A 22,595-nucleotide genomic window follows, 5' to 3' on the forward strand; every position below is an offset into this window, starting at 1 on the left:
CGGTTACGCGTCCAACCGGATGAACTGTCCCTGCCGATACTGCTCGACACACGCCGACCGCCGCATCTTGCCGCTCGTGGTGGTCGGGATGGACCCGGCTTCCACCAGAACGACGTCGGCGACCTGCAACCCGTGTGCCCGCGAAATCGCCGCCACCACATCGTTTTTCAGCCCGTCGAGCGTCGCGGCGTCGGCGCGCGCCTTGAGCTCGATGATCGTGACGAGCTGGTCGGTGTGGTCGTCGGTCACGGCGATCGCCGCCACCCGTCCCCGGCTGATCTTCTGTACCGTCGCTTCGATGTCGTCGGAGTAGTGGTTGCGGCCGCGCACGATCAGCATGTCCTTGATGCGGCCGACGATGAACAGGTCGCCATCTGAGATGAAGCCCTGGTCTCCGGTGCGCAGCCAGCCGGTCTCGGGGGTGCCCTCGGGGGCGTTCACCAGCGTCGCGTCGAAGGCGGACCCGGTCTGCTCCGGCTTGCGCCAGTACCCGGCGGACACGTTGTCGCCACGGACCCAGATTTCGCCGACGACGCCGTCGGGGCATACCTGGCAGGTGTCGGCATCGACGATCTCGAGGAGCGGCGAGGGCGCCCGCCCGTACCGCATGAGCGGCGTCCCACCGGGTTTGCGCAAGGCGATGCCCTGCGTCAGTTCTTCGGCGGCGAACTCGACGACCTCGGGCGGTCGGCCGTGCGCACCGCTGGCCACATAGAGCGTGGCCTCGGCCAGGCCGTAGGACGGCACCATCATCTCGGGCCGGAAGCCGACGGCCGCGAAACGCTCGTCGAACTTGATCAGGGTGGGCGGGTGGATGCGCTCGGCGCCGTTGTTGATGCCGATGACGCCGCTGAGGTCGAGCTCGGCCATCTCTTCGTCGGTGACGCGGCGCGTAGCGAGATCGAACGCGAAGTTCGGCGCCGCCGACCACGCCGGGTTGTTTCGCGACAGCGCCTGCAGCCAGCGGACCGGGCGCGTCAGGAAGGCGATCGGACTCATGAGGTCGGCCTTGTGGCCGGAGAAGATGGGCACTGCGATCCCGAGCACCAGGCCCATGTCGTGGTAGAAGGGTAGCCACGAGACCAGCGTCGACCCCGGCGGCAGCTCGCCGCCGTGCTGCGACAGCAGATCGGCGAGCAACTGCTCGATGTTCGTCCGCAGGTTCTTGTGCGAGATCATCACGCCGGCCGGCAACCGCGTCGACCCCGACGTGTACTGCAGGTAGGCGATGTCCGGGCCGGCCGGCACTTCTTCATCGAAGTCCCGCTCGGCATCCAGATCGAGGGTGTCGACGGCGATCACGGCGACCATCGAGGCACCGTCGTCCACGTTCTGCGCGGCGATGTCGAACGCGGCCGCGGTGGTCAGTACGACGGTCGGCGACGTGTCGGTGATGACGGCGCTCACCCGCTCGTCGTGCGAACCCGGTAGCGGGACCGACAGCGGCACCGCGATGAAACCCGCCTGCATGGCGCCCAGGAACCCGACGATGTAGGCCAGCCCCTGCGGCGCGATGATCAGCGCGCGGTCGCCGGGGACGCCGTGCATGCGGAGCTCGTGCGCCACGTTGAGGGTGCGACGGTACAGCTGGGCCCAGGTCAGGCTCTCGGTGACGCCGTCCCAGTCGTGGTCGTAGTCGGTGAAGGTGTAGGCCACGTCGTCGGGAGTCGCGCCGGCGCGCTCGCGCAGCACGGACAGGATCGACGCATCGGACATGGCGCCAGGTTACTCAACTCACATGTGACCGGTGGTACCTGGTTTGCCGGTCAGGTGCTGCATGCGATGCGCGGTGCTACGACGAGTGTGCAGGTTTGGCCCGCAAAACCGCGAAATCTCAATCCGAACATGCACATTCGCTGTAGCAACGCGGTCCGGATGGTTGTGGAGACCGGCAGCGCCAGGGGGCAACAGCTCCTGCCCTGTGGATAACCACTGGTCGAAGAATCGGATCTGTCGGTGGTCACAGCGATGCTCGCCGCATGAACAGACCGTTTCTCGGCAGCGCCGCCGTGCAGACCGGACTCCTGACCAGACAAGCGCTCCGCACCGGCTACCGTGCCGTCTACCGGGGTGTCTACCTTGCGAACGAGGTGGCATTGACGGCGAGGCTGCGCGCCGAGGCGGCGTGGTTGTTCGCCGGGCCGGATGCGGTGTTGTGCGGGTTGTCAGCGGCGGCCGTCCACGGGACCGAGTGGCTCGATGCGGACGCGCCGGCAGAGGTCGTGCGGTCCAACCGGCACTCGCCGGCCGGACTCACGGTGCATTCATATGCGCTCGCTCCCGACGACGTCTGCATGGCCGGCGGCATGCGGGTGACATCTGCGGCGCGGACGGCATTCGATCTGGGCCGGCTCCTACCCGAAAACCAGGCGATACCGACGCTGGATGCATTGTTGAACGTGACCGGCTTGGACCCGGCACACGTGTGGGCGCTGGCCGAAGCCAATCGGGGTATTCGGGGTGTGGACCGACTGCGGATTGCGCTGGCGCAGGCCGATGGCGGTTCAGAGTCTCCGTTGCAGACGCAGACCCGGCTGTTGCTGCGCCGCACGGGCATTCCAGGACTGCGAACGCAGATCCCGTTCTACGACGAGTGGGGATTGGTCTGCACTCGGGCGGCATTGGGTTGGCCGCGGTGGCAGGTAGCCGTCGAGTGTGACGAGGACGCCGATATGCCGGGATATCGCGAATGGGTGCACAGCCACACCGCCGAGCTCGAATCGCGGGGATGGAGCGTCATCTGGGTGACGAAGTCGACGGCGGAGGGTCGAGGAAGCCCCGGACTCGTGGTGCTGCGGGCACAGGAGAAGTTGTGGGCCGCCCAGCGGCGGCGAGCGAGCCGAGCGGTGCGTGTCCCCCGATCGGGGGACGCCGATTTCGTCCGGTCGAGGGCCCGATCAGCGGACTGACCTGGGCCGTCGGTTCCGCGAAGGTTGTTTCAACGCCAAAACGGCCCACAACCTTCAGGAGACGATATGACCACCACGACCGTGACCACCCGCTCCCGCTTCACCCGCCGCATCGCGGCCGCCGCCGCCCTGGTGGCAGCGCCGGCGCTGGCGTTCGGTCTCTCGCCCGCCGCCCACGCCGAGACGGGCACGCAGCATTTCATGGAGTGCGACCTCACCCACAAGGACGACAAGATCTGGGACGGCGTGAAGCCGCCGGCGCACGGCGTGGGAGAGCACTCGCCGAAGAACCCGGGTCACAACTTGCAGGTCCAGTGGCCGGGCAATGACTCGACCCGTGGCTTCGCTGTGCACCCGGGCAAGCACGACATCAAGGCGGTCCAGGATCTGCTGGTGGTGCCGACGGTCCGGGAGACCGGGATCGAATGCCCCAACCTGCTGCGCTCGGACGCCCCCAACTACTTCAAGGACGCCTACGACTCGATCCACTTCGGGAGCTCGCCGGACTGGGCCCTCGGCATCAACTCGCAGGACGGCCGCGGATACGACCAACTGCACATCCACCTGACCCGGCTCTACGGCCCCGCCCGCGAAGACATCGACCGGGCCGTCAAGGCCGGCAAGGTCAGCAAGGACGAGCACAAGTGGGTCGACCAGGTCATCGAGGTCACCGACCACGACAAGACCTTCGTCCAGAACAGCAAGCATCAGTACCGGGCCTGGAACGCGAACGGCATCGACACCAACTTCTTCGCCAAGCTGAACGAGGACGTCGTCACGCCGCTCTACAACCACGGCAACAAGCACGCCGCGATGGCGCACGAGACCATGCTGGTCACGCTCAACCACGAGGGCAACGGGCTCATCGTCCTGGCCAGCGATACGAACAGCGGCATCCACGGTGTCGACCAGATCGAGGGCATCATGGACAAGCGGTAAGGCGATGCGTCGGCCGGCGGCCACTCGGGCGAGTCTCGAGTGGCCGCCGATTCGCGTTCTGGCAGTTACGATCCGACCATGTCGCTGCCCGATGGATCGGTTTTCGCCGGTTTCACCGTGGTCAGGAAATTGGGTGCCGGCGGCATGGGTGAGGTGTATCTGGTCCAGCATCCGCGGCTGCCCCGCACCGACGCGCTGAAGGTTCTGCCGGCCTCCCTGTCCGCCGATGCCGAATACCGGCGGCGCTTCGAACGCGAGGCCGACGCCGCGGCGACGTTGTGGCATCAGCACATCGTCGGAGTGCACGACCGCGGCGAATACGACGGGCGCCTGTGGATCTCGATGGACTACGTCGAGGGCTCCGACGCCGGCAACGTGCTCCGGACGCAGTGCCCCGGCGGGATGCCGCGGGACCAGGTGATCGCGATCGTCACCGCGATCGCCGACGCGCTGGATCATGCGCACAGCCGAGGACTGCTGCACCGCGACGTCAAACCCGCGAACATCCTGTTGGGCGCGGGCGGCCCGGGTCGCGGGCGGGTACTGCTCGCCGATTTCGGGATCGCCCGGCGCGTCGACGATTTCGACGGCCTGACGTCGACGAACATGACGCTCGGCACGCCGAACTATGCCGCGCCGGAGCAGTTGCTCGGTGAGCCGCTTGACGGTCGATCCGACCAATACGCTTTGGCCGCCACCGCTTTTCAGTTGCTGACCGGCCAGCCCCCAGGCGGCGATTCGACGCCTGTCGTGCTCATCAGCCAGCGTGTCAGTGGTGTGGTGCTACGACTGGCCGACGTCCGCCCGGACCTCGCCGACCTGGACCCCGTGATGGCCATTGCGATGGCCCGCCGGCCCGCTGACCGCTTCCGTTCGTGCGGGGATTTCGCCGCGGCGCTGGCGCGTGGTGCGGCGGCGACGCTGCCCCCGGTCGCCGCCGCACACGCGGTACCCGGTGTGCCGACTGTCGCATCCGCGCCGCCGCCCGCACCCATGGGCCTTGTGCGCCAAGCAGATCCGTCGCCGACGCCGCGGTCCGGAATGAGTCCCACGGCCTGGGCGCTGATCGGTGTGGGCATCCTGCTGGTGGTGGCGTTGGTCTTCGTCGGCGTCGTGCTGATGCGCGGACATGACGGACGCAGCGGCCCAACGACTTCGGCGGAGGCCACGACGACCATGTCCGAGCCGACGGGCGTGACCGTGACGTCGGTCGATTCCACCGAGCCGGAGCCCCCGACCTCACTGGTGCCCACCACCGCGCGAATGGTGCTGCCCGACGCCGACACCCGCGGCTTCACCACCTACAACGGCGCCGCCCGGTGCACGGGAGCCGACGAGGCCGCGATGATCCTGCGCACCGCGCAGTCGGCGGTCGTGATCTGCCGCAGCAGCGTCGGGGTGCTGTATTACCTGGGCTATCGAATCTCCGACGGTGCGACGATCCGCTTGGGCACCGTGAACGAGTCCGGCGACGGCTTCGTCGCCTTCAACGATCCCGATGCCGCCGAGTACCACGTCTCGTCGTCAGGCCTCGAAATCGTGCAGAACGGCAAGACGCTGGCATCCGAGCCTGCGGTTGAGTCTGCTCGGTGAGCACCTGACGCGGTGCGCGTATGTCAGGATGGCCGGGTGAAAGGCATCATCCTGGCCGGGGGCGCGGGCACGCGACTACACCCCGTCACCGCCGGGGTGTCCAAGCAGCTGATCCCGGTCTACGACAAGCCGATGATCTATTACCCGCTGTCCACGTTGATGCTGGCGGGGATCACCGACATCCTCGTGATTACGACGCCGCTCGACGCGCCGAGTTTCGAACGGCTGCTCGGCGACGGTTCGCAGTACGGCATCTCGATCAGCTATGCCCAGCAGCCGTCGCCCGATGGGCTGGCGCAGGCCTTCACCATCGGCGCGGACTTCCTCGGCGGCGACAGCGTGGCGCTCGTCCTCGGCGACAACCTGCTGTACGGCCCAGGCCTGGGCACGCAGCTGCAGCGGTTCAACAACGTCGACGGCGGCGCGATCTTCGGCTACTGGGTCGCCGAACCGTCGGCCTACGGCGTCATCGAATTCGACGATGCCGGGCAGGCGGTTTCGCTCGAGGAAAAGCCCGCGGTGCCGAAGAGCAACTACGCCGTGCCGGGGCTGTACTTCTACAGCAACGACGTGGTGTCGATCGCCCGTGAGTTGAAGCCCAGTGCCCGCGGCGAGTACGAGATCACCGACATCAACCGAACGTATCTGGCGCAGAACCGATTACGTGTGCAGGTGCTGCCGCGCGGCACGGCGTGGCTCGACACCGGGACGTTCGATCAGATGACCGACGCCGCCGAGTTCGTGCGGACCATCGAGCGCCGCACCGGTCTGAAAATCGGGGTGCCCGAGGAAATCGCTTGGCGGCGTGGCTATCTCAGCAGCGATGAGCTGCGCGAGCGCGCCGAGCCGTTGGTGAAGTCCGGCTACGGCACATACCTGCTGGACCTGCTGAGCAGGGGGTACTGATGGCACGGCTGCTGGTCACCGGCGGCGCCGGATTCATCGGCGCCAACTTCGTCCGATACGTCCTGGCCCACACCGACCATCACGTCACGGTGCTGGACAAGCTGACCTACGCGGGCAACCGGGAATCCCTTGCCGGCCTGCCCGAACAGCGGATGACGTTCGTCCTGGGTGACGTGGCCGACGCCGCGCTGGTCGACGAGCTGATGGCGACGACGGACATCGTGGTGCACTTCGCCGCCGAATCGCACAACGACAACTCGCTGCGCGATCCGGAACCGTTCCTGCACACCAATGTGGTCGGGACGTTCACGCTGCTGGAGTCGGTCCGCAAGCACGGCACCCGACTGCACCACATCTCGACCGACGAGGTCTACGGCGACCTCGAACTCGACGACCCCGCCAAGTTCACCGAACGCACGGCCTACAACCCGTCGTCGCCCTATTCGTCGACCAAGGCCGGCAGTGACCTGCTGGTCCGGGCCTGGGTGCGCTCGTTCGGTGTCCGCGCCACAATCTCCAACTGCTCCAACAACTATGGGTCCTACCAGCACGTCGAGAAGTTCATTCCGCGGCAGATCACCAACGTGCTGTGCGGTATCCGGCCGAAGCTGTACGGCGCGGGCCGCAATGTGCGGGACTGGATCCACGTGGACGACCACTCGTCCGCCGTGCTGACGATCATCGAGAAGGGCCGCCTCGGCGAGACCTATCTGATCGGCGCCAACGGCGAAAAGGACAACAAGACCGTCATCGAGATGATCCTGACGCAGATGGGCCGGCCGTCCGACGGCTACGACCACGTGACGGACCGCGCCGGACACGACCTGCGTTACGCCATCGATTCGACCAAGCTGCGCACCGAACTCGGTTGGCGGCCAAAATATGTCGACTTCGCCGACGGGCTGAGCGCCACCATCGCCTGGTATCGCGACAACGAGGCATGGTGGCGTCCGGTCAAGGACGCCACCGAAGCGCGCTACGCGAGCCAGGGTCAGTGAGCGATGGGCAACCCGTGACCGAATACGGAAAACCGTTGTCCGCCAATGCCACACCGATTCCGGGCCTGACCGTCTGGGACCTGCCCGTGCACGGCGACAACCGCGGCTGGTTCAAGGAGAACTGGCAGCGCGAGAAGATGACGGCACTCGGGCTGCCGGATTTCGGACCCGTGCAGAACAACATCTCCTTCAACGACGCGGCGGGCACGACCCGCGGCATCCACGCCGAACCGTGGGACAAGTTCGTCTCGGTGGCGACGGGCCGGATCTTCGGCGCCTGGGTCGACCTGCGCGACGGCCCGACGTTCGGGGCGGTGTTCACGGCCGAGCTGGACCCGTCGCGGGCGGTGTTCGTGCCCCGTGGGGTCGGCAACGCGTTCCAGACCCTTGCGCCCGACACCGCGTACGTCTACCTCGTCAACGACCACTATTCGCCTGACGCGCAGTATGTTTCGGTGAACCTGGCCGACGAGACGCTGGCCATCGACTGGCCGATTCCGCTCGAACGCGCCGAGCTCTCGGCCAAGGACCGGACGCATCCGCCGCTGGCGGACATCCAGCCGGTCGCACCGCGAAAGACCTTGGTACTGGGCGCCGATGGCCAAGTCGGCCGGGCCCTGCGCGCCGAATACGGTGACGACCCCAGCGTCGAGTTCGTCACCCGCGAGCAGGTGGACCTGGCCGGTGACCTCGAGTCGGTGCTGCGGTGGCAGGACTACGACACCGTCATCAACGCCGCCGCGTACACCGCCGTGGACGCGGCCGAGACCCCGAGCGGGCGAGCCGACGCCTGGGCCGTCAACGTCACCGGCGTTGCGGCGTTGGCCCGTGTCGCGACCGCCCGCGGCCTCACGCTGGTGCATCTCTCCAGTGACTACGTGTTCGACGGCACCTCCGACTCGCCCTACCGGGAGGACGACCCGATCGCCCCGCTCGGCGTGTACGGCCAGACCAAGGCGGCCGGCGACCAGATCATCGCGACGGTGCCGCGGCACTACATCCTGCGGACGTCGTGGGTGATCGGGGACGGCCGCAACTTCGTGCGGACCATGGCGTCGCTGGCCGGGCGCGGCGTCGACCCGTCCGTGGTCGACGATCAGGTCGGGCGGCTGACGTTCACCCCCGAGCTGGCCCGGGCGATCCGGCACCTGACCACGACCGGCGCGCCGTACGGGACGTACAACGTCACCGGTTCGGGTCCGGCGATGTCGTGGGCGGACATCGCCCGCCGGGTGTTCGAGCTCTCCGGCCACGATCCGGCGCGGGTGACAGGCGTCAGCACCGAGGCCTACTTCGCCTCGGCGACCGGCGCGGTGGCCCCGCGGCCGCGCAACAGCGTGCTCGACACGCAGAAGCTGGAATCAACGGGATTCATACCCGAGGCGGCCGAAGACTCGCTGGCGCGCTACCTCGGCCGGTAGCAGGGCGTTCCCGCCAAGCGGACGCTTGCTCGGGTGCCTCGGGGAGTGCCATGTGAAGATGGACGGACTATGAGCTCTACAGATCTCAGCCCGGCATCCCTGCGCGCGGCGTTCGGCCACTTCCCGATCGGTGTCGTCGCCATCGCAGCCCACGTCAACGGCGAGAAGATCGGCCTGGCCGCCAGCACCTTCGTGCCCGTGTCGCTGGAGCCGCCGCTGGTGTCGTTCTGTGTGCAGAACACGTCGACCACCTGGCCGAAGCTCAAGGACCTGCCGGCCCTGGGTATCAGCGTGCTGGGCCAGCAGCACGACGCCGCGGCGCGCACCCTGGCCGCCAAGACCGGCGACCGCTTCGCGGGCATGGAAACCGAGGCGCGCGACAACGGTGCGCTGTTCATCCACGGCACCAGCGTGTGGCTCGAGACGTCGATCGATCAGCTGGTTCCCGCGGGCGATCACACCATCGTGGTCCTGGCGATCAGTGACATCGTCATCAACCCCGACGTCGAGCCGATGGTCTTCCACCGCAGCGCATTCCGCCGCTTGGAGGCCTGAGACTCAACCACTGCGCCGTGATGATGCCCGATGCCGCCGCACGGCGTCGCGGTTGGCGCAAGGGTGGCTGCAGTATTTCTGCGTCCCCGGTCGAGTGAAGTCGACGAAGGCGTTCGAGCAGCCGGCCCGTGCACATCTGCGTATCCGGTGCAGGCCCCGGTCAGTGAGGTACTGGGCCGCAGCGGCGCTGGTAGCGCCGGCCAGGGTGGCGGCGAATCCAGCGTCGGGAGCGCGGTAGTGCAGGTGCCAGCCGCTGCCGTCGTGATTGGTGATCGACGGACTGGTCGTATAGCGGTCCAGCAGTTCATTGAGAACGCTCACCCGGTCTTCATCGGTGCGTGCCTCGACCAGCTTTTCCCACTGCTGTAAGAACTCTCGCACGTGACGCAGGTCTTCGGCCGTCGCATCTTGGTCGGTCGGCATCGCCCGGGCGGTCCATCGATCCTGGAGCTCGGCGGGCGTGGATGCGGGCCGGTTGAGCAGGTCGGTCACGTTCTGCAACAGTGGCGCGGTGTAAGGGTTTACACGCACAAGGGCATTACATCAACGTGGCACTGTGCCGTCAACATCCTCCGCATCGAAGTCCAGTCAACGTATCGCCGTGGTCAACCGGCCGGCAGACCGACGCCCGCTGTTGGCATGTTGCGCCGCAACGTTTCTTCTCCTCGTCTACACCACGGTGGTAACGGTCAGTGCCACCACCATCGCTGACGACTTCGGGACCGGATTCACTGTCGCGCAGTGGATCGTCGACGTCTACACGCTCGCCCTCGCCGCCCTGGTCTTGGCCATGGGAACTCTGGGTGACCGGATCGGGCACCGCCGGCTGTTCCTGCTCGCCTTGGCCGCATTTGGCGCCGCGTCATCGGTCTGCGCGCTCGCGGGCTCCGGCGGTCAATTGGTTGCCGCCCGTGCCGCCCAAGGTGTCGGCGGCGCAGCGATATTCGCGACTGCAGTGCCGCTGCTGGCACAGTGCTATGCCGGGCGCGCCCGCGGAATCGCGTTTGCAGTATGGGGCGCGGTGGCCGGCGCGGGCAGCACGGTCGGCACCCTCGCCGGGGGTGCCGTCACCGAATTCGTCAGCTGGCGTTGGTTGTTCGCCGCCGCAGTGCCCGTGTGTGGCATCGCGTTACTCCTCGGCGTTGTCTCACTACCGCGTGAGCACCACCGCGGTGGCCGAGTGGACCTCGCAGGCGCAGCGCTGATCACGGTGGCGATGACCGGGCTCACCTACGCCATGATCAACGCCGGAGAACACGGATGGACCTCGACCGGCACGGCCGCCGGCGCTGCGACAGGTCTGGTGTCTGCCGGCGTGTTCGTCGTGGTTCAACGCCGCGTTGCCAATCCGGTCTTGCCTGCCGGCCTCTTCGCCACCCGCGGCTTCACCGGCGCGCTCGCCGCCTCGTTTGCGTACTATTTCGCCGGTTTCGCGGTATTGCCCGCGCTGTCTCGCTGGCTGCAGGGCACCGCAGGCATGAGCGCACTGCAGGCGGCGCTCATCCTGACCATTCAGCTGGTGGCCTTCATCGCGGTATCGCTAGCCCTCAGCGCCCGTCTGCACGACGCCCCGCCAAGTTGGGTGCTCGGAGGCGGCACGGTCCTGACCGGACTGGCATGTCTGTCGGGCGGCGCCGTCGTCACCCGGCCGGAGTGGACGACGTTCATCGGCGCGCTGGTGGTGTCCGGCGTCGGAGCGGGGATCGTGTCACCCGTGCTGCCCGCCGTCGCCGCAACCTCGGTACCACCGGTTCGTGCCGGAACCGCGGCCGCCGCGGTCAACGCGGCTCGTCAGCTCGGTCTGACCATCGGCGTTGCGCTGTGCGGCGCGCTGGCCGCAACCGGTGACCCGGCCGCCGGCATCTCGACACCTGGCCTGAGCGCGGCGTTCATCGTCGCGGGGCTGGTTGCGATCTGTGGTGGAGCAGTGAGCTTCGGATTGCTCTCCGCCTAGCGCCCGCGTCAGGGCCGGGAGGCCAGCTCCTGGCGATACCCCGCGACCCGCGCCTCGAGTTCGGCGGCGTCGTCAGGCCGCCCTTCCTTCCGAGCCAGTTCGGCGCGCAAGGAAAGCTCGCGGATCGCGGTCCGAATGTCGTTGACGCTGTGCGTTTCTGATTGGCCCATCTGGCTGCCTTTCGTCACGGATTGGCTGCCCTTCCGAGCCTACGCCGAAACATCGCCGGCCCCGCCGGATCGGCAACCTACCGCCGGAAGAGCTTGTTCCCCAGCCAGACGATCGGGTCGTACTTGCGGTCGGCGACGCGCTCCTTCATCGGGATCAGCGCGTTGTCGGTGATCTTGATGTGCTCGGGGCAGACCTCGGTGCAGCACTTGGTGATATTGCAGTAGCCCAGGCCGAACTCGTCCTGCGCCATGTCCTTGCGGTCGAGGGTGTCCAGAGGATGCATGTCCAGCTCGGCCACCCGCATCAGGAAGCGCGGCCCGGCGAACGCCTGCTTGTTCTCCTCGTGGTCGCGCACGACGTGGCAGGTGTTCTGGCACAGGAAGCACTCGATGCACTTGCGGAACTCCTGCGACCGCTCGACGTCTTCCTGCTGCATCCGGTACTCGCCGGGCTTGAGGTCCTTCGGCGGCGCGAAAGACGGGATCTGGCGCGCCTTTTCGTAGTTGAACGACACGTCGGTAACCAGATCGCGCATGATCGGGAACGCCCGCAGCGGGGTGATGGTGACGGTCTCGGCCGGATCGAACGTCGACATCCGCGTCATGCACATCAGCCGGGGCCGGCCGTTGACCTCCGCCGAACACGACCCGCACTTGCCGGCCTTGCAGTTCCACCGCACCGCCAGGTCCGGGGCCTGCGTGGCCTGGATGCGGTGGATGATGTCGAGCACCACCTCACCGTCGTTGACCTCGACCTTGAAGTCGTCGAGGCCGCCGCCGGTGTCGTCCCCACGCCAGACCCGCAGATTGGCTTGGTAGCTGTTGCTCATCGCTGGCTCCGTTCCGGATGGGCGGCCAATTCGGCGTCGGTGTAGTACTTCTCCAGCTCGGACAGCTCGAAGCAGGCGAGCAGTTCGGCCGGCATGGGCACCTGCTGCTCCGGGGTGACGGTGACGTCGGGGACGATCGGGTCGCCGCCGCCGGCACTGCACACCAGCAGGATGTTGCGCCAGTCGGCGCTCATCTCGGGGTAGTCGTCACGGGTGTGGCCGCCACGGCTCTCGGTGCGGGCCAGCGCGGCCTTGGCGACGCACTCGCTGACCAGCAGCATGTTGCGCATGTCGATGGCCAGGTGCCAACCGGGGTTGAACTGCCGGTGGCCCTCGACGGTGACGTTGTGCATCCGGCGCTTGAGGTCATCGAGCTTGAGCAGCGCCTGCTCGATCTCTTCCTTGGTGCGGATGATGCCGACGAGGTCGTTCATGGACTGCTGCAACTCGGTGTGCAGGGTGTACGGGTTCTCGGCGCCGACGTGCTCGTCGAACGGCTCCAGCGCCTCCCGCGCGGCGGTGGTCAGCGCCTCATCGGAGACGACCGGCCGCGCGGGCAGCGCCTTCACGTACTGGGCGGCACCGAGGCCGGCCCGGCGGCCGAACACCAGCAGGTCGCTCAGGGAGTTACCGCCGAGCCGGTTGGAGCCGTGCATGCCGCCCGAGCACTCGCCCGCGGCGAACAGGCCGGGCGTCCGGGCCGCGCCGGTGTCGGGGTCGACCTCGATGCCACCCATGACGTAGTGACAGGTCGGGCCGACCTCCATCTCGTCCTTGGTGATGTCGACCTCGGCCAGCTCCATGAACTGGTGGTACATCGACGGCAGGCGCTTCTTGATCTCCTCGGTGGGGATACGCGAGGCGATGTCGAGGTAGACGCCGCCGTGCGGGGTGCCGCGCCCGGCCTTGACCTCGGAGTTGATGGCGCGCGCCACCTCGTCGCGCGGCAGCAGGTCAGGGGTGCGTCGCGCGGAGTCGTTGTCCTTGAGCCACTGGTCGGCTTCTTCCTCGGTCTCGGCGTACTGGCCTTTGAACACCGAGGGGATGTAGTCGAACATGAAGCGCTTGCCCTCGGAGTTCTTGAGCACTCCGCCGTCGCCGCGCACACCCTCGGTGACGAGGATGCCCTTCACCGATGGCGGCCAGATCATGCCCGTCGGGTGGAACTGGATGAACTCCATGTTGATGAGCGTCGCGCCGGCCCGCAGCGCCAGGGCGTGCCCGTCGCCGGTGTACTCCCAGGAGTTCGACGACACCTTGAACGACTTGCCGATGCCGCCGGTGGCCAGCACCACGGCGGGCGCCTCGAACAGCACGAATCGGCCCGACTCGCGCCAGTAGCCGAACGCGCCGGCGATCCGGTCACCATCTTTGACCAGCTCCGTGATGGTGCATTCGTGGAAGACCTTGATACGGGCCTCGTAGTCACCGGTCTCTTTGAAGTCCTCCTGCTGCAGCGAGACGATCTTCTGCTGCATGGTGCGGATGATCTCCAGGCCGGTGCGGTCACCGACGTGTGCCAGGCGCGGGTAGGTGTGGCCACCGAAGTTGCGCTGGCTGATCCGGCCGTCTTTGGTCCGATCGAACAGCGCGCCGTAGGTCTCCAGCTCCCACACGCGGTCCGGTGCTTCCCGGGCATGCAGCTCGGCCATGCGCCAGTTGTTCAGGAACTTGCCGCCGCGCATGGTGTCTCCGAAGTGCACCTGCCAGCTGTCCTTGGAGTTCGCGTTGCGCATCGAGGCGGCGCACCCGCCCTCGGCCATGACGGTGTGGGCCTTGCCGAACAACGACTTACACACCACCGCGACCCGCAGGCCCTGCTCGCGGGCCTCGATGACCGCACGCAACCCCGCCCCGCCGGCTCCGATTACGACGACGTCGTATTCGTGCCGTTCGAGTTCAGCCATGAAATAACTCCAAATTGTCGTGAATAGCGTTGAAAATCAGAACGTTTGACTCAGCCCACAAAGCGCAGGTCGTTGAACCACCCGGCCGACACCGCCATCACGTAGAAGTCCGTGAACATCAGGGTGCCGAGAGTGATCCACGCGTACAGCTTGTGGCGGGTGTTCAGCTTGCTGACCTGGGTCCAGATCCAGTAGCGCACAGGGTGTTTCGAGAAGTGCTTGAGCCGGCCGCCGGTGACGTGCCGGCAGGAGTGGCAGGACACCGTGTAAACCCACAGCATGATGACGTTGCCCAGCAGGATGATGTTGCCGAGCCCGAAGCCGAAACCGCTGGGCGAGTGGAACGCGACGATGGCGTCATAGGTGTTGATCACCGAGATGATGACCGCGATGTAGAAGAAGTACCGGTGGGTGTTCTGGATGATCAGCGGGAACCGCGTCTCACCGGTGTACTTGGCGTGCGGTTCGGCGACGGCGCAGGCCGTCGGGGACTGCCACACCGTGCGGTAGTAGGCGCCGCGGTAGTAGTAGCACGTCAGCCGGAACAGCAGCAGGAACGGCAGGGACAGCGCCGCAAAGGGAATCAGCGACAGCGGTCCGTCGGCCGGCAGGATCTGGGGCCAGAACTCGCTGGCCGCACCGCACTTGACGCTCAGACACGGTGAGTAGAACGGCGTCAGGTAGTGATAGTCCGCGACGTAGAAGTTGGCCCGCTGGAAGGCGCGCACCGTCGCGTAGATGACGAACGCGGCGAAACCCAGGTCGATGAGAATCGGGGATTTGAGCCAGTTATCGGTCCGCAGGGTGCGCTGCGGTATCTGCGCACGCGTGGGGGAGAAGACGCCGGTCCCGGGACGGTTGGCGGCGGGTGCGCTCACGAAAGCATCCTCGATTTCGGTTGGGGGCAGGGTCTACCTATGAAGTTGTGAGACGAGCCGGTGTTGGGCACGACGACGGTCGTGCCCATGTCGGTCAGCCGCCGACGCCACCGTCGTGGTCGTTCCAGAATTCGCTGGAGTAGTCGTGGTCTGGGATCACGATCTTTTCCTTGGCCGGGCCCTGCTGCTTGATGCCGCGGCTGAATTCCAGCTCTTCGATGTCGATGTCCAGCCGCTCGATGTCGACGGCCAGGCGCTCGGCGTCATTCGCGATGCGGCGGGTGGCGGGGGAGTCCCCGTATTTGGCGGCCAGCGAGCTGACGGACCGGCGCAAACTGCCGATCAACTCGTGCAGTTCGGTGAGCTCAGTGGTGGTGGACATCGGGCGACCTCCTTGGGCTGAAGGGTGTCATAAATCACAGTACGACACCGGATGCTAGTCAGATCCGGAGATGAAAGTGAGACAGGTCACGTTTGTCGCGACGGTGTCGGCATGTCCCGGCAGTGGCTGTCGGTACGGTATGACCATGTCCGACGCGGTTCTGGCGCAGCGCGCCGAAGCACTATTGGCCCTGCACCAGCCGGGAAATCCGGTCGTCCTCCCGACTGTGTGGGACGCCTGGTCGGCGAAGCTCGCGGTGTCGGCCGGGTTCGTCGCACTGACGGTCGGTAGCCACCCCGTCGCCGACTCGGTGGGCAAGCCCGACGGCGAAGGCATGTCGTTCGACGACCTCACCACGCGCGTCAGCCAGATCACCGCGGCCGTCGACGTGCCGGTGTCGGTCGACATCGAATCCGGTTACGGCGAGGCCCCGAGCCGCCTCATCTCCGGGCTGCTCGCCGCGGGCGCGGTGGGTCTGAACATCGAGGACACCGTGCACAAGGACGGCGGCCGCATCCGCGACGCGCAGGAGCACGCCGACCTGGTCGGCGAATTGCGCAGGACGGCAGACGCTTCCGGGGTCCACGTCGTGATCAACGCGCGCACCGACCTGTTCCTGCGCCAGATCGGTGACGAGGCCGACCGGTACGAGCGCGCGGTGCAGCGGTTGCAGCTGTGCGCGGCGGCCGGCGCGGATTCCCTGTACCCGGTGGGCCGCCACGATGACGACACCTATCGCCGCCTTTCCGCCGACCTGCCGTTGCCCATCAACGCCATCGCGATCCCGGAGTCCGACGATCCCGCGTCCTTCGGTCCGCTGGGCGTCGGCCGCATCAGCTTCGGGCCGTTCCTGCAGCGCGCTCTGGGTACGGTGGCCGCCGATATTCTGGCGCGGTGGCAGTGAGCGAGCCCGACGGCGCCGAGGAGAACTACGGGTTGTGGTGGGCCGCAGGCGTTGCCGCCGCGATCCTGCTGATCATCCTGATCTACCAGGTGATCCAGACCTCCGAGGAGTCCGAGCAGCCGTCCGGTCCCGTCGGTGACTCCACGGTCTTGACGACGTATCCGACCACCACCAAGCGGACGACGACCCGGACCACCACGACGACGACCACCACCACGACCACAACGACGACCACGACGACGGAAAGCACGTCGGAAACGTCGACGACGGACGACACGACGACGTCCACCAGCACCTACACGCCGTCGAGCACCTCCGGTTACGGGACGACGACCACCACGACCACGATCTACAACCCGTACACCACCCCGACCACCGTCCCGCCTGCCGGCGTCGGGTAGCTCGGAAGCCCAGGTCTGTGACCGGGGCCACTCACTTCACCGGCGTTTGCCGAGGCCTGTGAGAAGAGCGTGACGGTCGATTCACACGCGGCAACACAATCCGCAATATCGGCTTCCTACCTTTTGGGGCATGGACGCGAAGAACCTTGTGGTCGTCGGCCACGGAATGGTCGGGCATCGCCTGGTCGAGGCGCTGCGCTCGCGGGATACCGCGGGTCAATGGCGCATCACCGTGCTGTCCGAAGAAGCGGACGCGGCATATGACCGCGTCGGGCTGACGGGTTACACCGAGCACTGGGACCGGTCGAAGCTGGCGTTGCCGGGCAACGGGTATGACGGCGACGGGCTGGTCGACCTCGTGCTGGCCGACAAGGTCGGCGGTATCGACCGCGCCACCAAGACGGTGGTGACCGAGTCGGGCCGCGGCATCTCGTACGACAAGTTGGTCCTCGCCACGGGCTCTTACGCTTTCGTGCCGCCGGTGCCCGGCCACCAGCTCGACGGCTGCTTCGTCTACCGCACCCTGGACGACCTGGACGGCATCCGCGCCGCCATGCAGCGGTCGGCCGAACACGGCAACAACACCGGCGTGGTCATCGGTGGTGGTCTGCTCGGTCTGGAAGCGGCGAATGCGTTGCGCCAGTTCGGCATGCAGGCCCACATCGTCGAGCGGGCGCCCCGTCCGATGAACCAGCAGCTCGACGACGCCGGCGGTGCGCTGCTGGCCCGCATGATCGGCAAGCTGGGCATCTCGGTGCACCTGGATGTCGGCACCGACGCCATCGAGCCGCTCGACGAGGGCGTGCGCGTGCTGCTCAGCGACGGCACCCTGATCGACGCCGGCCTGGTCATCTTCGCCGCCGGTGTGCGTCCGCGAGACGAACTGGCCCGCGACGCCGGTCTGGACATGGCCGAGCGCGGCGGCGTCCTGACGGACCTGTCGTGCGTGACAAGCGATCCGGACATCTACGCCGTCGGTGAGGTGGCCGCGGTCGAGGGCCGGTGCTACGGCCTGGTCGGTCCCGGTTACACCACGGCAGAGGTGGTCGCCGACCGCCTGCTCGGGGGTGCCGCAGAGTTCCCCGAGGCCGACATGTCGACCAAGCTGAAGCTGCTCGGCGTCGACGTCGCGAGTTTCGGTGACGCGCAGGGCGTTACGCCCGACTGCCTGCAGGTCGTGGTCAACGACCCGGTGAAGCAGACCTACGCCAAGCTGGTGCTGTCCGACGATGCCAAGACCCTGCTGGGTGGCATCCTGGTCGGCGATGCCTCGGCGTACGGCGTGCTGCGCCCGATGGTCGGCGAGGAGCTGCCCGGTGACCCGCTGGCGCTCATCGCCCCCGCCGGATCCGGTGACGGCGCAAGCGCTCTCGGTGTGGGCGCCCTGCCGGACGCCGCGCAGATCTGCTCGTGCAACAACGTCACCAAGGGCGACCTCTGCGGTGCGATCGAAGGCGGCTGCAGCGACGTCGCCGGCCTCAAGGCCTGCACCAAGGCCGGCACCTCCTGCGGCTCCTGCGTCCCGCTGCTCAAGCAGCTGCTGGAAGCCCAGGGCGTCGAGCAGTCCAAGGCGCTGTGCGAGCACTTCCCGCAGTCGCGCGCCGAGCTCTTCGAGATCATCTCGGCCACCGAGATCCGGAAGTTCTCCGGGCTGATCGAGAAGTTCGGCACCGGAAAGGGTTGCGACATCTGCAAACCCGCCATCGCCTCGATCCTGGCGTCGACCAGCAGTGGCCACATTCTCGACGGCGAACAGGCCGCCCTGCAGGACTCCAACGACCACTTCCTGGCCAACATCCAGAAGAACGGCAGCTACTCGGTGGTGCCGCGCGTCCCGGGTGGTGACATCACGCCGGAGCAGTTGATCCTGATCGGTGAGATCGCCAGGGACTTCGGGCTTTACACCAAGATCACCGGTGGTCAGCGGATCGACATGTTCGGTGCGCGGGTGGACCAGCTGCCGGAAATCTGGCGGCGCCTGGTCGACGGCGGCATGGAGTCCGGGCAGGCGTACGGCAAGTCGCTGCGCACCGTCAAGAGCTGCGTCGGCAGCGACTGGTGCCGCTACGGACAACAGGATTCGGTGCAGATGGCCATCGATCTGGAGCTGCGCTACCGCGGACTGCGGTCGCCGCACAAGATCAAGATGGGTGTTTCCGGCTGCGCCCGGGAGTGCGCCGAGGCCCGCGGCAAGGACGTCGGCGTCATCGCCACCGAGACCGGCTGGAACCTGTACGTCGGCGGCAACGGCGGCATGACGCCCGCCCACGCGCAGCTGCTGGCCGGTGATCTCGACGATGAGACCCTGGTCCGCTACATCGACCGGTTCCTGATGTTCTACATCCGCACCGCGGACCGGCTGCAGCGCACGGCGCCGTGGGTCGACCAGATGGGTCTCGACCACGTCCGCGACGTCGTGTGCAACGACTCTCTCGGCCTGGCAAGCGAATTCGAAGCCGCCATGGAACGGCACGTCGACGGCTACTCCTGTGAGTGGAAGGGCGTGCTGGACGACAAGGCCAAGCTGACCCAGTTCGTCTCGTTCGTCAACGCGCCTGACGTCGCCGACCCGACCATCGCGTTCACCGAACGCAACGGCCGCAAGGTGCCGATCGGCATGCCCACCGTCCCGCCCGCCAAGAGTTGATCAGGAGGCCACGATGACGCTCAACGACCTTTCCGAAGTTGCTCAGTACCAGGACCGTTCGGAGTGGACCGCGGTCTGCTCGTACCACCGGCTGGTGCCCGGCCGCGGTGCCGGCGTGCTGCTGCCCGACGGCTCGCAGGCCGCGCTGTTCCGCCTGCACGACGGATCGCTGTACGCCGTCGGCAACATCGACCCGTTCTCCGGTGCGGCCGTGATGTCCCGTGGGCTCGTCGGTGACCGGGCCGGCCGGGTCTGCGTGCAGAGCCCCATCAAGAAGCAGGCCTTCGCCCTGGATGACGGTGTCTGCCTTGATGATCCCTCGGTGCGCCTGCCCGTCTACCCGATCCGGGTGTGGGCCGGGCTGGTCGAGATCGGCCCGCTGGGCGTCGACGTAGCGGCCTGATTGCCGCTGGGCGTCAGTGCGAGCAGCTGTTGTCCTCGATGGTCTGCAACACCCAGTACGCCGTGAACTCCATGATCAGCGCGATCTCGGCGATCAGCACGGCATGATTGAAGCCGTCGAGACTCAGGTGCAGCACCACCGCGGTCAGCAAGCTGGCGGCCATCAACAGTGAGATCGTCTGGTACGCGCCACGGTAACGACTTCCACACGCCGGCGCGGTGCCGAAAGCCGAGCTGAACACCGTCAGCACGATGGCGCCGAACATGACGGCCGCGGCAATGCCGTGGGCGTTGATCCGGAACCAGTCCGGGGCCACGATCAGCACCACGACGCCGGTCCCGAGCACCGCGCGCTGCAGCCACCTCGCGGCGGCACCCAGCACGGTGCCGGGCCGCTTGGGCCGGAACAACAACCACGACGCGGCGCGTGAACCGGCGAGCACCACCGTGACCGTCCAGGCGTTGAACAGTACGGCCGACCCCGTCTGCACTGCCACGGGATCAGCTGTGCCGCACTGCAGTACCGGCCGCGTGGTGGGGACGACGGCGATCACGAAGGCCAACACCCCGGCCAGGTTGAGCAGCGTGTTCTCGGTGTCGCTGGCGCCCTGGTAAACGATCAGCATGGCGCCGATGGCGAACAGCACGCCCACGAACACGGCATGCGCGGTGGTGAAGTAGTAGGCGCTGATCGACGTCTGCCAGCACGTGGCGTGCGCGCGCTCGACGGCCAGCGCGGCACCCAACAGCACGGCCATGACCACCATGCCGCCACGGAGAAACCGGTAGGTGTCCAGCGCTACGTCATTGCCCGTCCGCTTGGCCATGTCTCCAGTATGGGCCGCGATATCCCCCACAAATGGGCGGTACCCCTTGCGTTTCCGCCGAAAACCTAGGCGGCCAGCGACAACCGGGCCGTCCGGAACCGGTGTGCCACCAGCTTGGCGACGCCCGGGTGCCGGCCCAGCGGGTCGGTCACCACGTCGGCTCCGCAGGTGTACAGCCGGTCCTGGAAGAGTCCGTCGGCCAAGAGGTATGACGCGACGGCGACGCGTTCGGCGCCGTGCTTCCGCAGCCGGGCCACCACGTCGCCCACCCAGTGCGTGCCACTGATCGCGAATGCGAGCTCGACGCGGCTGCCCAGCGTCGCCGACAGCATGGCGCAAGTCCGGCGCAGGTCACCGGCAGCACGCGGGTCCGAGGTTCCGGCAGCCGCCAGCACCACGGAATCCGATGGGCGCCAGCCCGATTCGATCAGCCGGTCGGCGAGCACCCGGACCATTGCGGTCGAGGGCCCGAGTGCCGGCGTCACCGTGACGTCCCGGTGGCCACTTTCGGCGATGCCGGCGGGGATGTCCTTGTGGACGTGGTAGCCCGACGACAAGAAGGCCGGGACGACGACGGCGGGGCCGGGCGGCAGCGTCGACAGCACCTCGGCCGGTGTGGGCCCGAGGACGTCGACGAACGCGGTGTGCACGCGACGGTCCAGCAGTCCGCTCACCTGCTCGGCCAGCTCGCCGATCATCGCGACGCCCGAGCCCTTGCGGGTGCCGTGGGCGACCAGGACGGGGTTCATCGTGCACCTACCGAGTAGTCGTCGACCGCCAGCCGGTAGCCGCGCTTCACCACGGTCGCGACGATCTCCTTGTCGCCCAATGTGGTTCGTAGCCGCAGCACCGCGGTCTCGACGGCATGGGTGTCCGAACCGCTACCCGGCAACGCGGCCAGCAGTTCCTGCCGCGACACCACCGCACCGGGCCGCAGCGCCAGCGCCCGCACGATGGACATCCCGGCCGGGGAGAGGTCTTTGACCACCCCGTCGACCACGACGCAGGTACCGCGGATCTCGAGATCGTGTCCGGCGGCCCGCAGCTTTCGGGTCTGCAGCACGGGGAGCTCATCGGCGATGTGGCGCGCGAGCGCACCCAGGCGCATGCGCTCGGGGGCTGATGTCGGCACCCCGAGCCGGGCCAGCGGCCGCGCTGTCACCGGCCCGACGCACATGGCGTGCACCGGGCCCCGAAATGCTTCCAGCACTTGGTCATTGATGCCGAGCTCGGTCGCGCGCATCAGGGTCGCCGCCACCGCGGGCGCCGAGGTGAAGCTGACGGCATCGAGCCGGCGCTCGGCGATATCGCTGACCAGCGAGTCGAACGCACCGCCGGACGGCACCGGCTGCCACCGGTACACCCGGATCGGGACGACGTCTGCACCCGCCCGACGCAGCTCGTCGAGGAACTCGGGGAACGGGTCCCACTCATCGGTGGCGCCGTGCAGCTGCACGGCGATCCGCATGCCGGCGATACCGCCCTGCAGCAGGTAGCCCAGCACCTCGCGGGACGACTCGGAATCGGGTGACCACTCCTCGGGCAGGCCTGCCGCCCGCAGCGCACCGGTGGCCTTGGGGCCGCGGGAGACGATCCGGGCGCGGCTGAGGGCATCGGTCAGCTCGCCCGACACGCCCCAGTCGTCGGCGGCGGACATCCAGCCGCGGAAGCCGATGCCGGTCGTGGCGATCAGGACGTCGGGCGGCACTTCGAGCAGCGCCTGGGTGTTGGTGCGGAGCTCGTCGTCGTCGGGCAGCGGGACCATCGAGATGGCGGGGGCAGCGATCACCGTCGCGCCGCGGCGGCGCAGCAGGGTGCACAGCTCATCGGCACGTCGTGCGGAGGTCACCGCCACCCGAAATCCGGTGAGCGGGGCCCGTTCGGGATCACTCATGCGTTCAGTGAAGGGACAGCGTGTTTCCGGCTGGTTACCCGGCCATTGCTCAGCGGTGTCGGCGCCCCGGAAACGGTG

The 22,595-nt window shown here is 67.5% G+C and carries 22 protein-coding genes; 12 read left to right on the forward strand and 10 right to left on the reverse strand.

Annotated elements, in window-relative coordinates:
- Nucleotides 1–3: 3 nt before the first annotated feature.
- The gene (locus ACJH6I_RS18435) at nucleotides 4–1,716 is read right to left on the reverse strand and encodes an AMP-binding protein (protein ID WP_346415505.1); all 1,713 of its coding nucleotides are present in this window, start codon (nucleotides 1,714–1,716) and stop codon (nucleotides 4–6) included.
- Between the two features lie 263 nt (nucleotides 1,717–1,979).
- Here ACJH6I_RS18435 and ACJH6I_RS18440 point away from each other — a divergent pair, with 263 nt between their 5' ends.
- The 7 genes from ACJH6I_RS18440 (at nucleotide 1,980) to ACJH6I_RS18470 (ending at nucleotide 9,321) form a co-directional block, all read left to right on the forward strand.
- Nucleotides 1,980–2,909, forward strand: coding sequence for a hypothetical protein (locus tag ACJH6I_RS18440; RefSeq protein WP_346415504.1), 930 nt, complete (start codon nucleotides 1,980–1,982; stop codon nucleotides 2,907–2,909).
- 66 nt (nucleotides 2,910–2,975) lie between these two features.
- The gene (locus ACJH6I_RS18445; RefSeq protein ID WP_346415503.1) at nucleotides 2,976–3,848 is read left to right on the forward strand and encodes a CDP-diacylglycerol diphosphatase; all 873 of its coding nucleotides are present in this window, start codon (nucleotides 2,976–2,978) and stop codon (nucleotides 3,846–3,848) included.
- A 78-nt stretch (nucleotides 3,849–3,926) separates the two neighbouring features.
- Nucleotides 3,927–5,441 carry a serine/threonine-protein kinase gene (locus ACJH6I_RS18450; protein WP_406784370.1) on the forward strand — a complete coding sequence of 505 codons (1,515 nt, stop codon included), beginning with the start codon at nucleotides 3,927–3,929 and terminating at the stop codon, nucleotides 5,439–5,441.
- A gap of 36 nt (nucleotides 5,442–5,477) precedes the next feature.
- Nucleotides 5,478–6,347: a glucose-1-phosphate thymidylyltransferase RfbA gene (gene rfbA / locus ACJH6I_RS18455; protein WP_406784371.1), complete on the forward strand. Its 870-nt coding sequence runs from the start codon at nucleotides 5,478–5,480 to the stop codon at nucleotides 6,345–6,347.
- A complete protein-coding gene (gene rfbB / locus ACJH6I_RS18460) occupies nucleotides 6,347–7,345 on the forward strand; it encodes a dTDP-glucose 4,6-dehydratase (RefSeq protein WP_406775414.1) in 999 nt (332 codons plus the stop codon). Before rfbA ends, rfbB begins: the two co-directional genes overlap by 1 nt.
- 14 nt (nucleotides 7,346–7,359) lie before the next feature.
- Nucleotides 7,360–8,766: a sugar nucleotide-binding protein gene (locus ACJH6I_RS18465; protein ID WP_406784372.1), complete on the forward strand. Its 1,407-nt coding sequence runs from the start codon at nucleotides 7,360–7,362 to the stop codon at nucleotides 8,764–8,766.
- Between the two features lie 69 nt (nucleotides 8,767–8,835).
- The gene (locus ACJH6I_RS18470) at nucleotides 8,836–9,321 is read left to right on the forward strand and encodes a flavin reductase family protein (RefSeq protein ID WP_406784373.1); all 486 of its coding nucleotides are present in this window, start codon (nucleotides 8,836–8,838) and stop codon (nucleotides 9,319–9,321) included.
- Nucleotides 9,322–9,324: 3 nt separating this feature from the next.
- Here the strand turns inward: ACJH6I_RS18470 and ACJH6I_RS18475 are convergent, their stop codons facing one another.
- Nucleotides 9,325–9,813 (reverse strand): CGNR zinc finger domain-containing protein, encoded by a 489-nt coding sequence (locus tag ACJH6I_RS18475; RefSeq protein WP_406775411.1) that lies wholly within the window; start codon nucleotides 9,811–9,813, stop codon nucleotides 9,325–9,327.
- A gap of 64 nt (nucleotides 9,814–9,877) precedes the next feature.
- Between ACJH6I_RS18475 and ACJH6I_RS18480 the strand changes: the two genes are divergently transcribed.
- A complete protein-coding gene (locus ACJH6I_RS18480; protein WP_406775410.1) occupies nucleotides 9,878–11,275 on the forward strand; it encodes an MFS transporter in 1,398 nt (465 codons plus the stop codon).
- An 8-nt stretch (nucleotides 11,276–11,283) separates the two neighbouring features.
- Here ACJH6I_RS18480 and ACJH6I_RS18485 read toward each other — a convergent pair whose 3' ends face one another.
- The 5 genes from ACJH6I_RS18485 to ACJH6I_RS18505 form a co-directional block, all read right to left on the reverse strand.
- The gene (locus tag ACJH6I_RS18485; RefSeq protein ID WP_166427982.1) at nucleotides 11,284–11,445 is read right to left on the reverse strand and encodes a hypothetical protein; all 162 of its coding nucleotides are present in this window, start codon (nucleotides 11,443–11,445) and stop codon (nucleotides 11,284–11,286) included.
- Between the two features lie 77 nt (nucleotides 11,446–11,522).
- Nucleotides 11,523–12,275 carry a succinate dehydrogenase/fumarate reductase iron-sulfur subunit gene (locus ACJH6I_RS18490; RefSeq protein WP_029121197.1) on the reverse strand — a complete coding sequence of 251 codons (753 nt, stop codon included), beginning with the start codon at nucleotides 12,273–12,275 and terminating at the stop codon, nucleotides 11,523–11,525.
- Nucleotides 12,272–14,182 (reverse strand): fumarate reductase/succinate dehydrogenase flavoprotein subunit, encoded by a 1,911-nt coding sequence (locus tag ACJH6I_RS18495; protein WP_406784374.1) that lies wholly within the window; start codon nucleotides 14,180–14,182, stop codon nucleotides 12,272–12,274. The genes ACJH6I_RS18490 and ACJH6I_RS18495 overlap by 4 nt, the downstream gene beginning before the upstream one ends.
- A 50-nt stretch (nucleotides 14,183–14,232) precedes the next feature.
- A complete protein-coding gene (locus ACJH6I_RS18500; protein ID WP_406784375.1) occupies nucleotides 14,233–15,060 on the reverse strand; it encodes a hypothetical protein in 828 nt (275 codons plus the stop codon).
- A 94-nt stretch (nucleotides 15,061–15,154) separates the two neighbouring features.
- Nucleotides 15,155–15,442 carry a hypothetical protein gene (locus tag ACJH6I_RS18505; protein WP_293015136.1) on the reverse strand — a complete coding sequence of 96 codons (288 nt, stop codon included), beginning with the start codon at nucleotides 15,440–15,442 and terminating at the stop codon, nucleotides 15,155–15,157.
- Nucleotides 15,443–15,587: 145 nt separating this feature from the next.
- Between ACJH6I_RS18505 and ACJH6I_RS18510 the strand changes: the two genes are divergently transcribed.
- The 4 genes from ACJH6I_RS18510 to nirD all read left to right on the forward strand — a co-directional run bounded on the left by ACJH6I_RS18510 (nucleotide 15,588) and on the right by nirD (nucleotide 19,797).
- Nucleotides 15,588–16,346: an isocitrate lyase/phosphoenolpyruvate mutase family protein gene (locus ACJH6I_RS18510; RefSeq protein ID WP_406784376.1), complete on the forward strand. Its 759-nt coding sequence runs from the start codon at nucleotides 15,588–15,590 to the stop codon at nucleotides 16,344–16,346.
- A complete protein-coding gene (locus ACJH6I_RS18515; RefSeq protein ID WP_406784377.1) occupies nucleotides 16,337–16,747 on the forward strand; it encodes a hypothetical protein in 411 nt (136 codons plus the stop codon). Before ACJH6I_RS18510 ends, ACJH6I_RS18515 begins: the two co-directional genes overlap by 10 nt.
- A gap of 130 nt (nucleotides 16,748–16,877) precedes the next feature.
- Nucleotides 16,878–19,394, forward strand: coding sequence for a nitrite reductase large subunit NirB (gene nirB / locus ACJH6I_RS18520; protein WP_318984750.1), 2,517 nt, complete (start codon nucleotides 16,878–16,880; stop codon nucleotides 19,392–19,394).
- Nucleotides 19,395–19,407: 13 nt separating this feature from the next.
- On the forward strand, nucleotides 19,408–19,797 hold the full coding sequence (gene nirD / locus ACJH6I_RS18525) for a nitrite reductase small subunit NirD (protein ID WP_212808008.1): 390 nt from the start codon (nucleotides 19,408–19,410) through the stop codon (nucleotides 19,795–19,797).
- A 13-nt stretch (nucleotides 19,798–19,810) separates the two neighbouring features.
- Here nirD and ACJH6I_RS18530 read toward each other — a convergent pair whose 3' ends face one another.
- The 3 genes from ACJH6I_RS18530 to ACJH6I_RS18540 all read right to left on the reverse strand — a co-directional run bounded on the left by ACJH6I_RS18530 (nucleotide 19,811) and on the right by ACJH6I_RS18540 (nucleotide 22,517).
- The gene (locus ACJH6I_RS18530; protein WP_406784378.1) at nucleotides 19,811–20,623 is read right to left on the reverse strand and encodes a hypothetical protein; all 813 of its coding nucleotides are present in this window, start codon (nucleotides 20,621–20,623) and stop codon (nucleotides 19,811–19,813) included.
- 65 nt (nucleotides 20,624–20,688) lie between these two features.
- On the reverse strand, nucleotides 20,689–21,372 hold the full coding sequence (locus ACJH6I_RS18535) for a sirohydrochlorin chelatase (RefSeq protein WP_133425856.1): 684 nt from the start codon (nucleotides 21,370–21,372) through the stop codon (nucleotides 20,689–20,691).
- Nucleotides 21,369–22,517, reverse strand: a complete 1,149-nt coding sequence (locus ACJH6I_RS18540) for a uroporphyrinogen-III synthase (protein ID WP_318984749.1) — start codon at nucleotides 22,515–22,517, stop codon at nucleotides 21,369–21,371. Before ACJH6I_RS18540 ends, ACJH6I_RS18535 begins: the two co-directional genes overlap by 4 nt.
- Nucleotides 22,518–22,595: the final 78 nt, after the last annotated feature.

Source organism: Mycobacterium sp. SMC-13 (assembly GCF_045311035.1).
Lineage (GTDB): Bacteria > Actinomycetota > Actinomycetes > Mycobacteriales > Mycobacteriaceae > Mycobacterium.

Excerpts from the sequence above, each read along its gene's own strand:
- ACJH6I_RS18435 (WP_346415505.1), bottom strand. The coding sequence starts at position 1,716 with ATGTCCGATGCGTCGATCCTGTCCGTGCTGCGCGAGCGCGCCGGCGCG.
- ACJH6I_RS18440 (WP_346415504.1), top strand. The coding sequence starts at position 1,980 with ATGAACAGACCGTTTCTCGGCAGCGCCGCCGTGCAGACCGGACTCCTG.
- ACJH6I_RS18445 (WP_346415503.1), top strand. The coding sequence starts at position 2,976 with ATGACCACCACGACCGTGACCACCCGCTCCCGCTTCACCCGCCGCATC.
- ACJH6I_RS18450 (WP_406784370.1), top strand. The coding sequence starts at position 3,927 with ATGTCGCTGCCCGATGGATCGGTTTTCGCCGGTTTCACCGTGGTCAGG.
- rfbB (WP_406775414.1), top strand. The coding sequence starts at position 6,347 with ATGGCACGGCTGCTGGTCACCGGCGGCGCCGGATTCATCGGCGCCAAC.
- ACJH6I_RS18470 (WP_406784373.1), top strand. The coding sequence starts at position 8,836 with ATGAGCTCTACAGATCTCAGCCCGGCATCCCTGCGCGCGGCGTTCGGC.
- ACJH6I_RS18485 (WP_166427982.1), bottom strand. The coding sequence starts at position 11,445 with ATGGGCCAATCAGAAACGCACAGCGTCAACGACATTCGGACCGCGATC.
- ACJH6I_RS18490 (WP_029121197.1), bottom strand. The coding sequence starts at position 12,275 with ATGAGCAACAGCTACCAAGCCAATCTGCGGGTCTGGCGTGGGGACGAC.
- ACJH6I_RS18495 (WP_406784374.1), bottom strand. The coding sequence starts at position 14,182 with ATGGCTGAACTCGAACGGCACGAATACGACGTCGTCGTAATCGGAGCC.
- ACJH6I_RS18505 (WP_293015136.1), bottom strand. The coding sequence starts at position 15,442 with ATGTCCACCACCACTGAGCTCACCGAACTGCACGAGTTGATCGGCAGT.
- ACJH6I_RS18510 (WP_406784376.1), top strand. The coding sequence starts at position 15,588 with ATGTCCGACGCGGTTCTGGCGCAGCGCGCCGAAGCACTATTGGCCCTG.
- nirB (WP_318984750.1), top strand. The coding sequence starts at position 16,878 with ATGGACGCGAAGAACCTTGTGGTCGTCGGCCACGGAATGGTCGGGCAT.
- nirD (WP_212808008.1), top strand. The coding sequence starts at position 19,408 with ATGACGCTCAACGACCTTTCCGAAGTTGCTCAGTACCAGGACCGTTCG.
- ACJH6I_RS18530 (WP_406784378.1), bottom strand. The coding sequence starts at position 20,623 with ATGGCCAAGCGGACGGGCAATGACGTAGCGCTGGACACCTACCGGTTT.
- ACJH6I_RS18535 (WP_133425856.1), bottom strand. The coding sequence starts at position 21,372 with ATGAACCCCGTCCTGGTCGCCCACGGCACCCGCAAGGGCTCGGGCGTC.
- ACJH6I_RS18540 (WP_318984749.1), bottom strand. The coding sequence starts at position 22,517 with ATGAGTGATCCCGAACGGGCCCCGCTCACCGGATTTCGGGTGGCGGTG.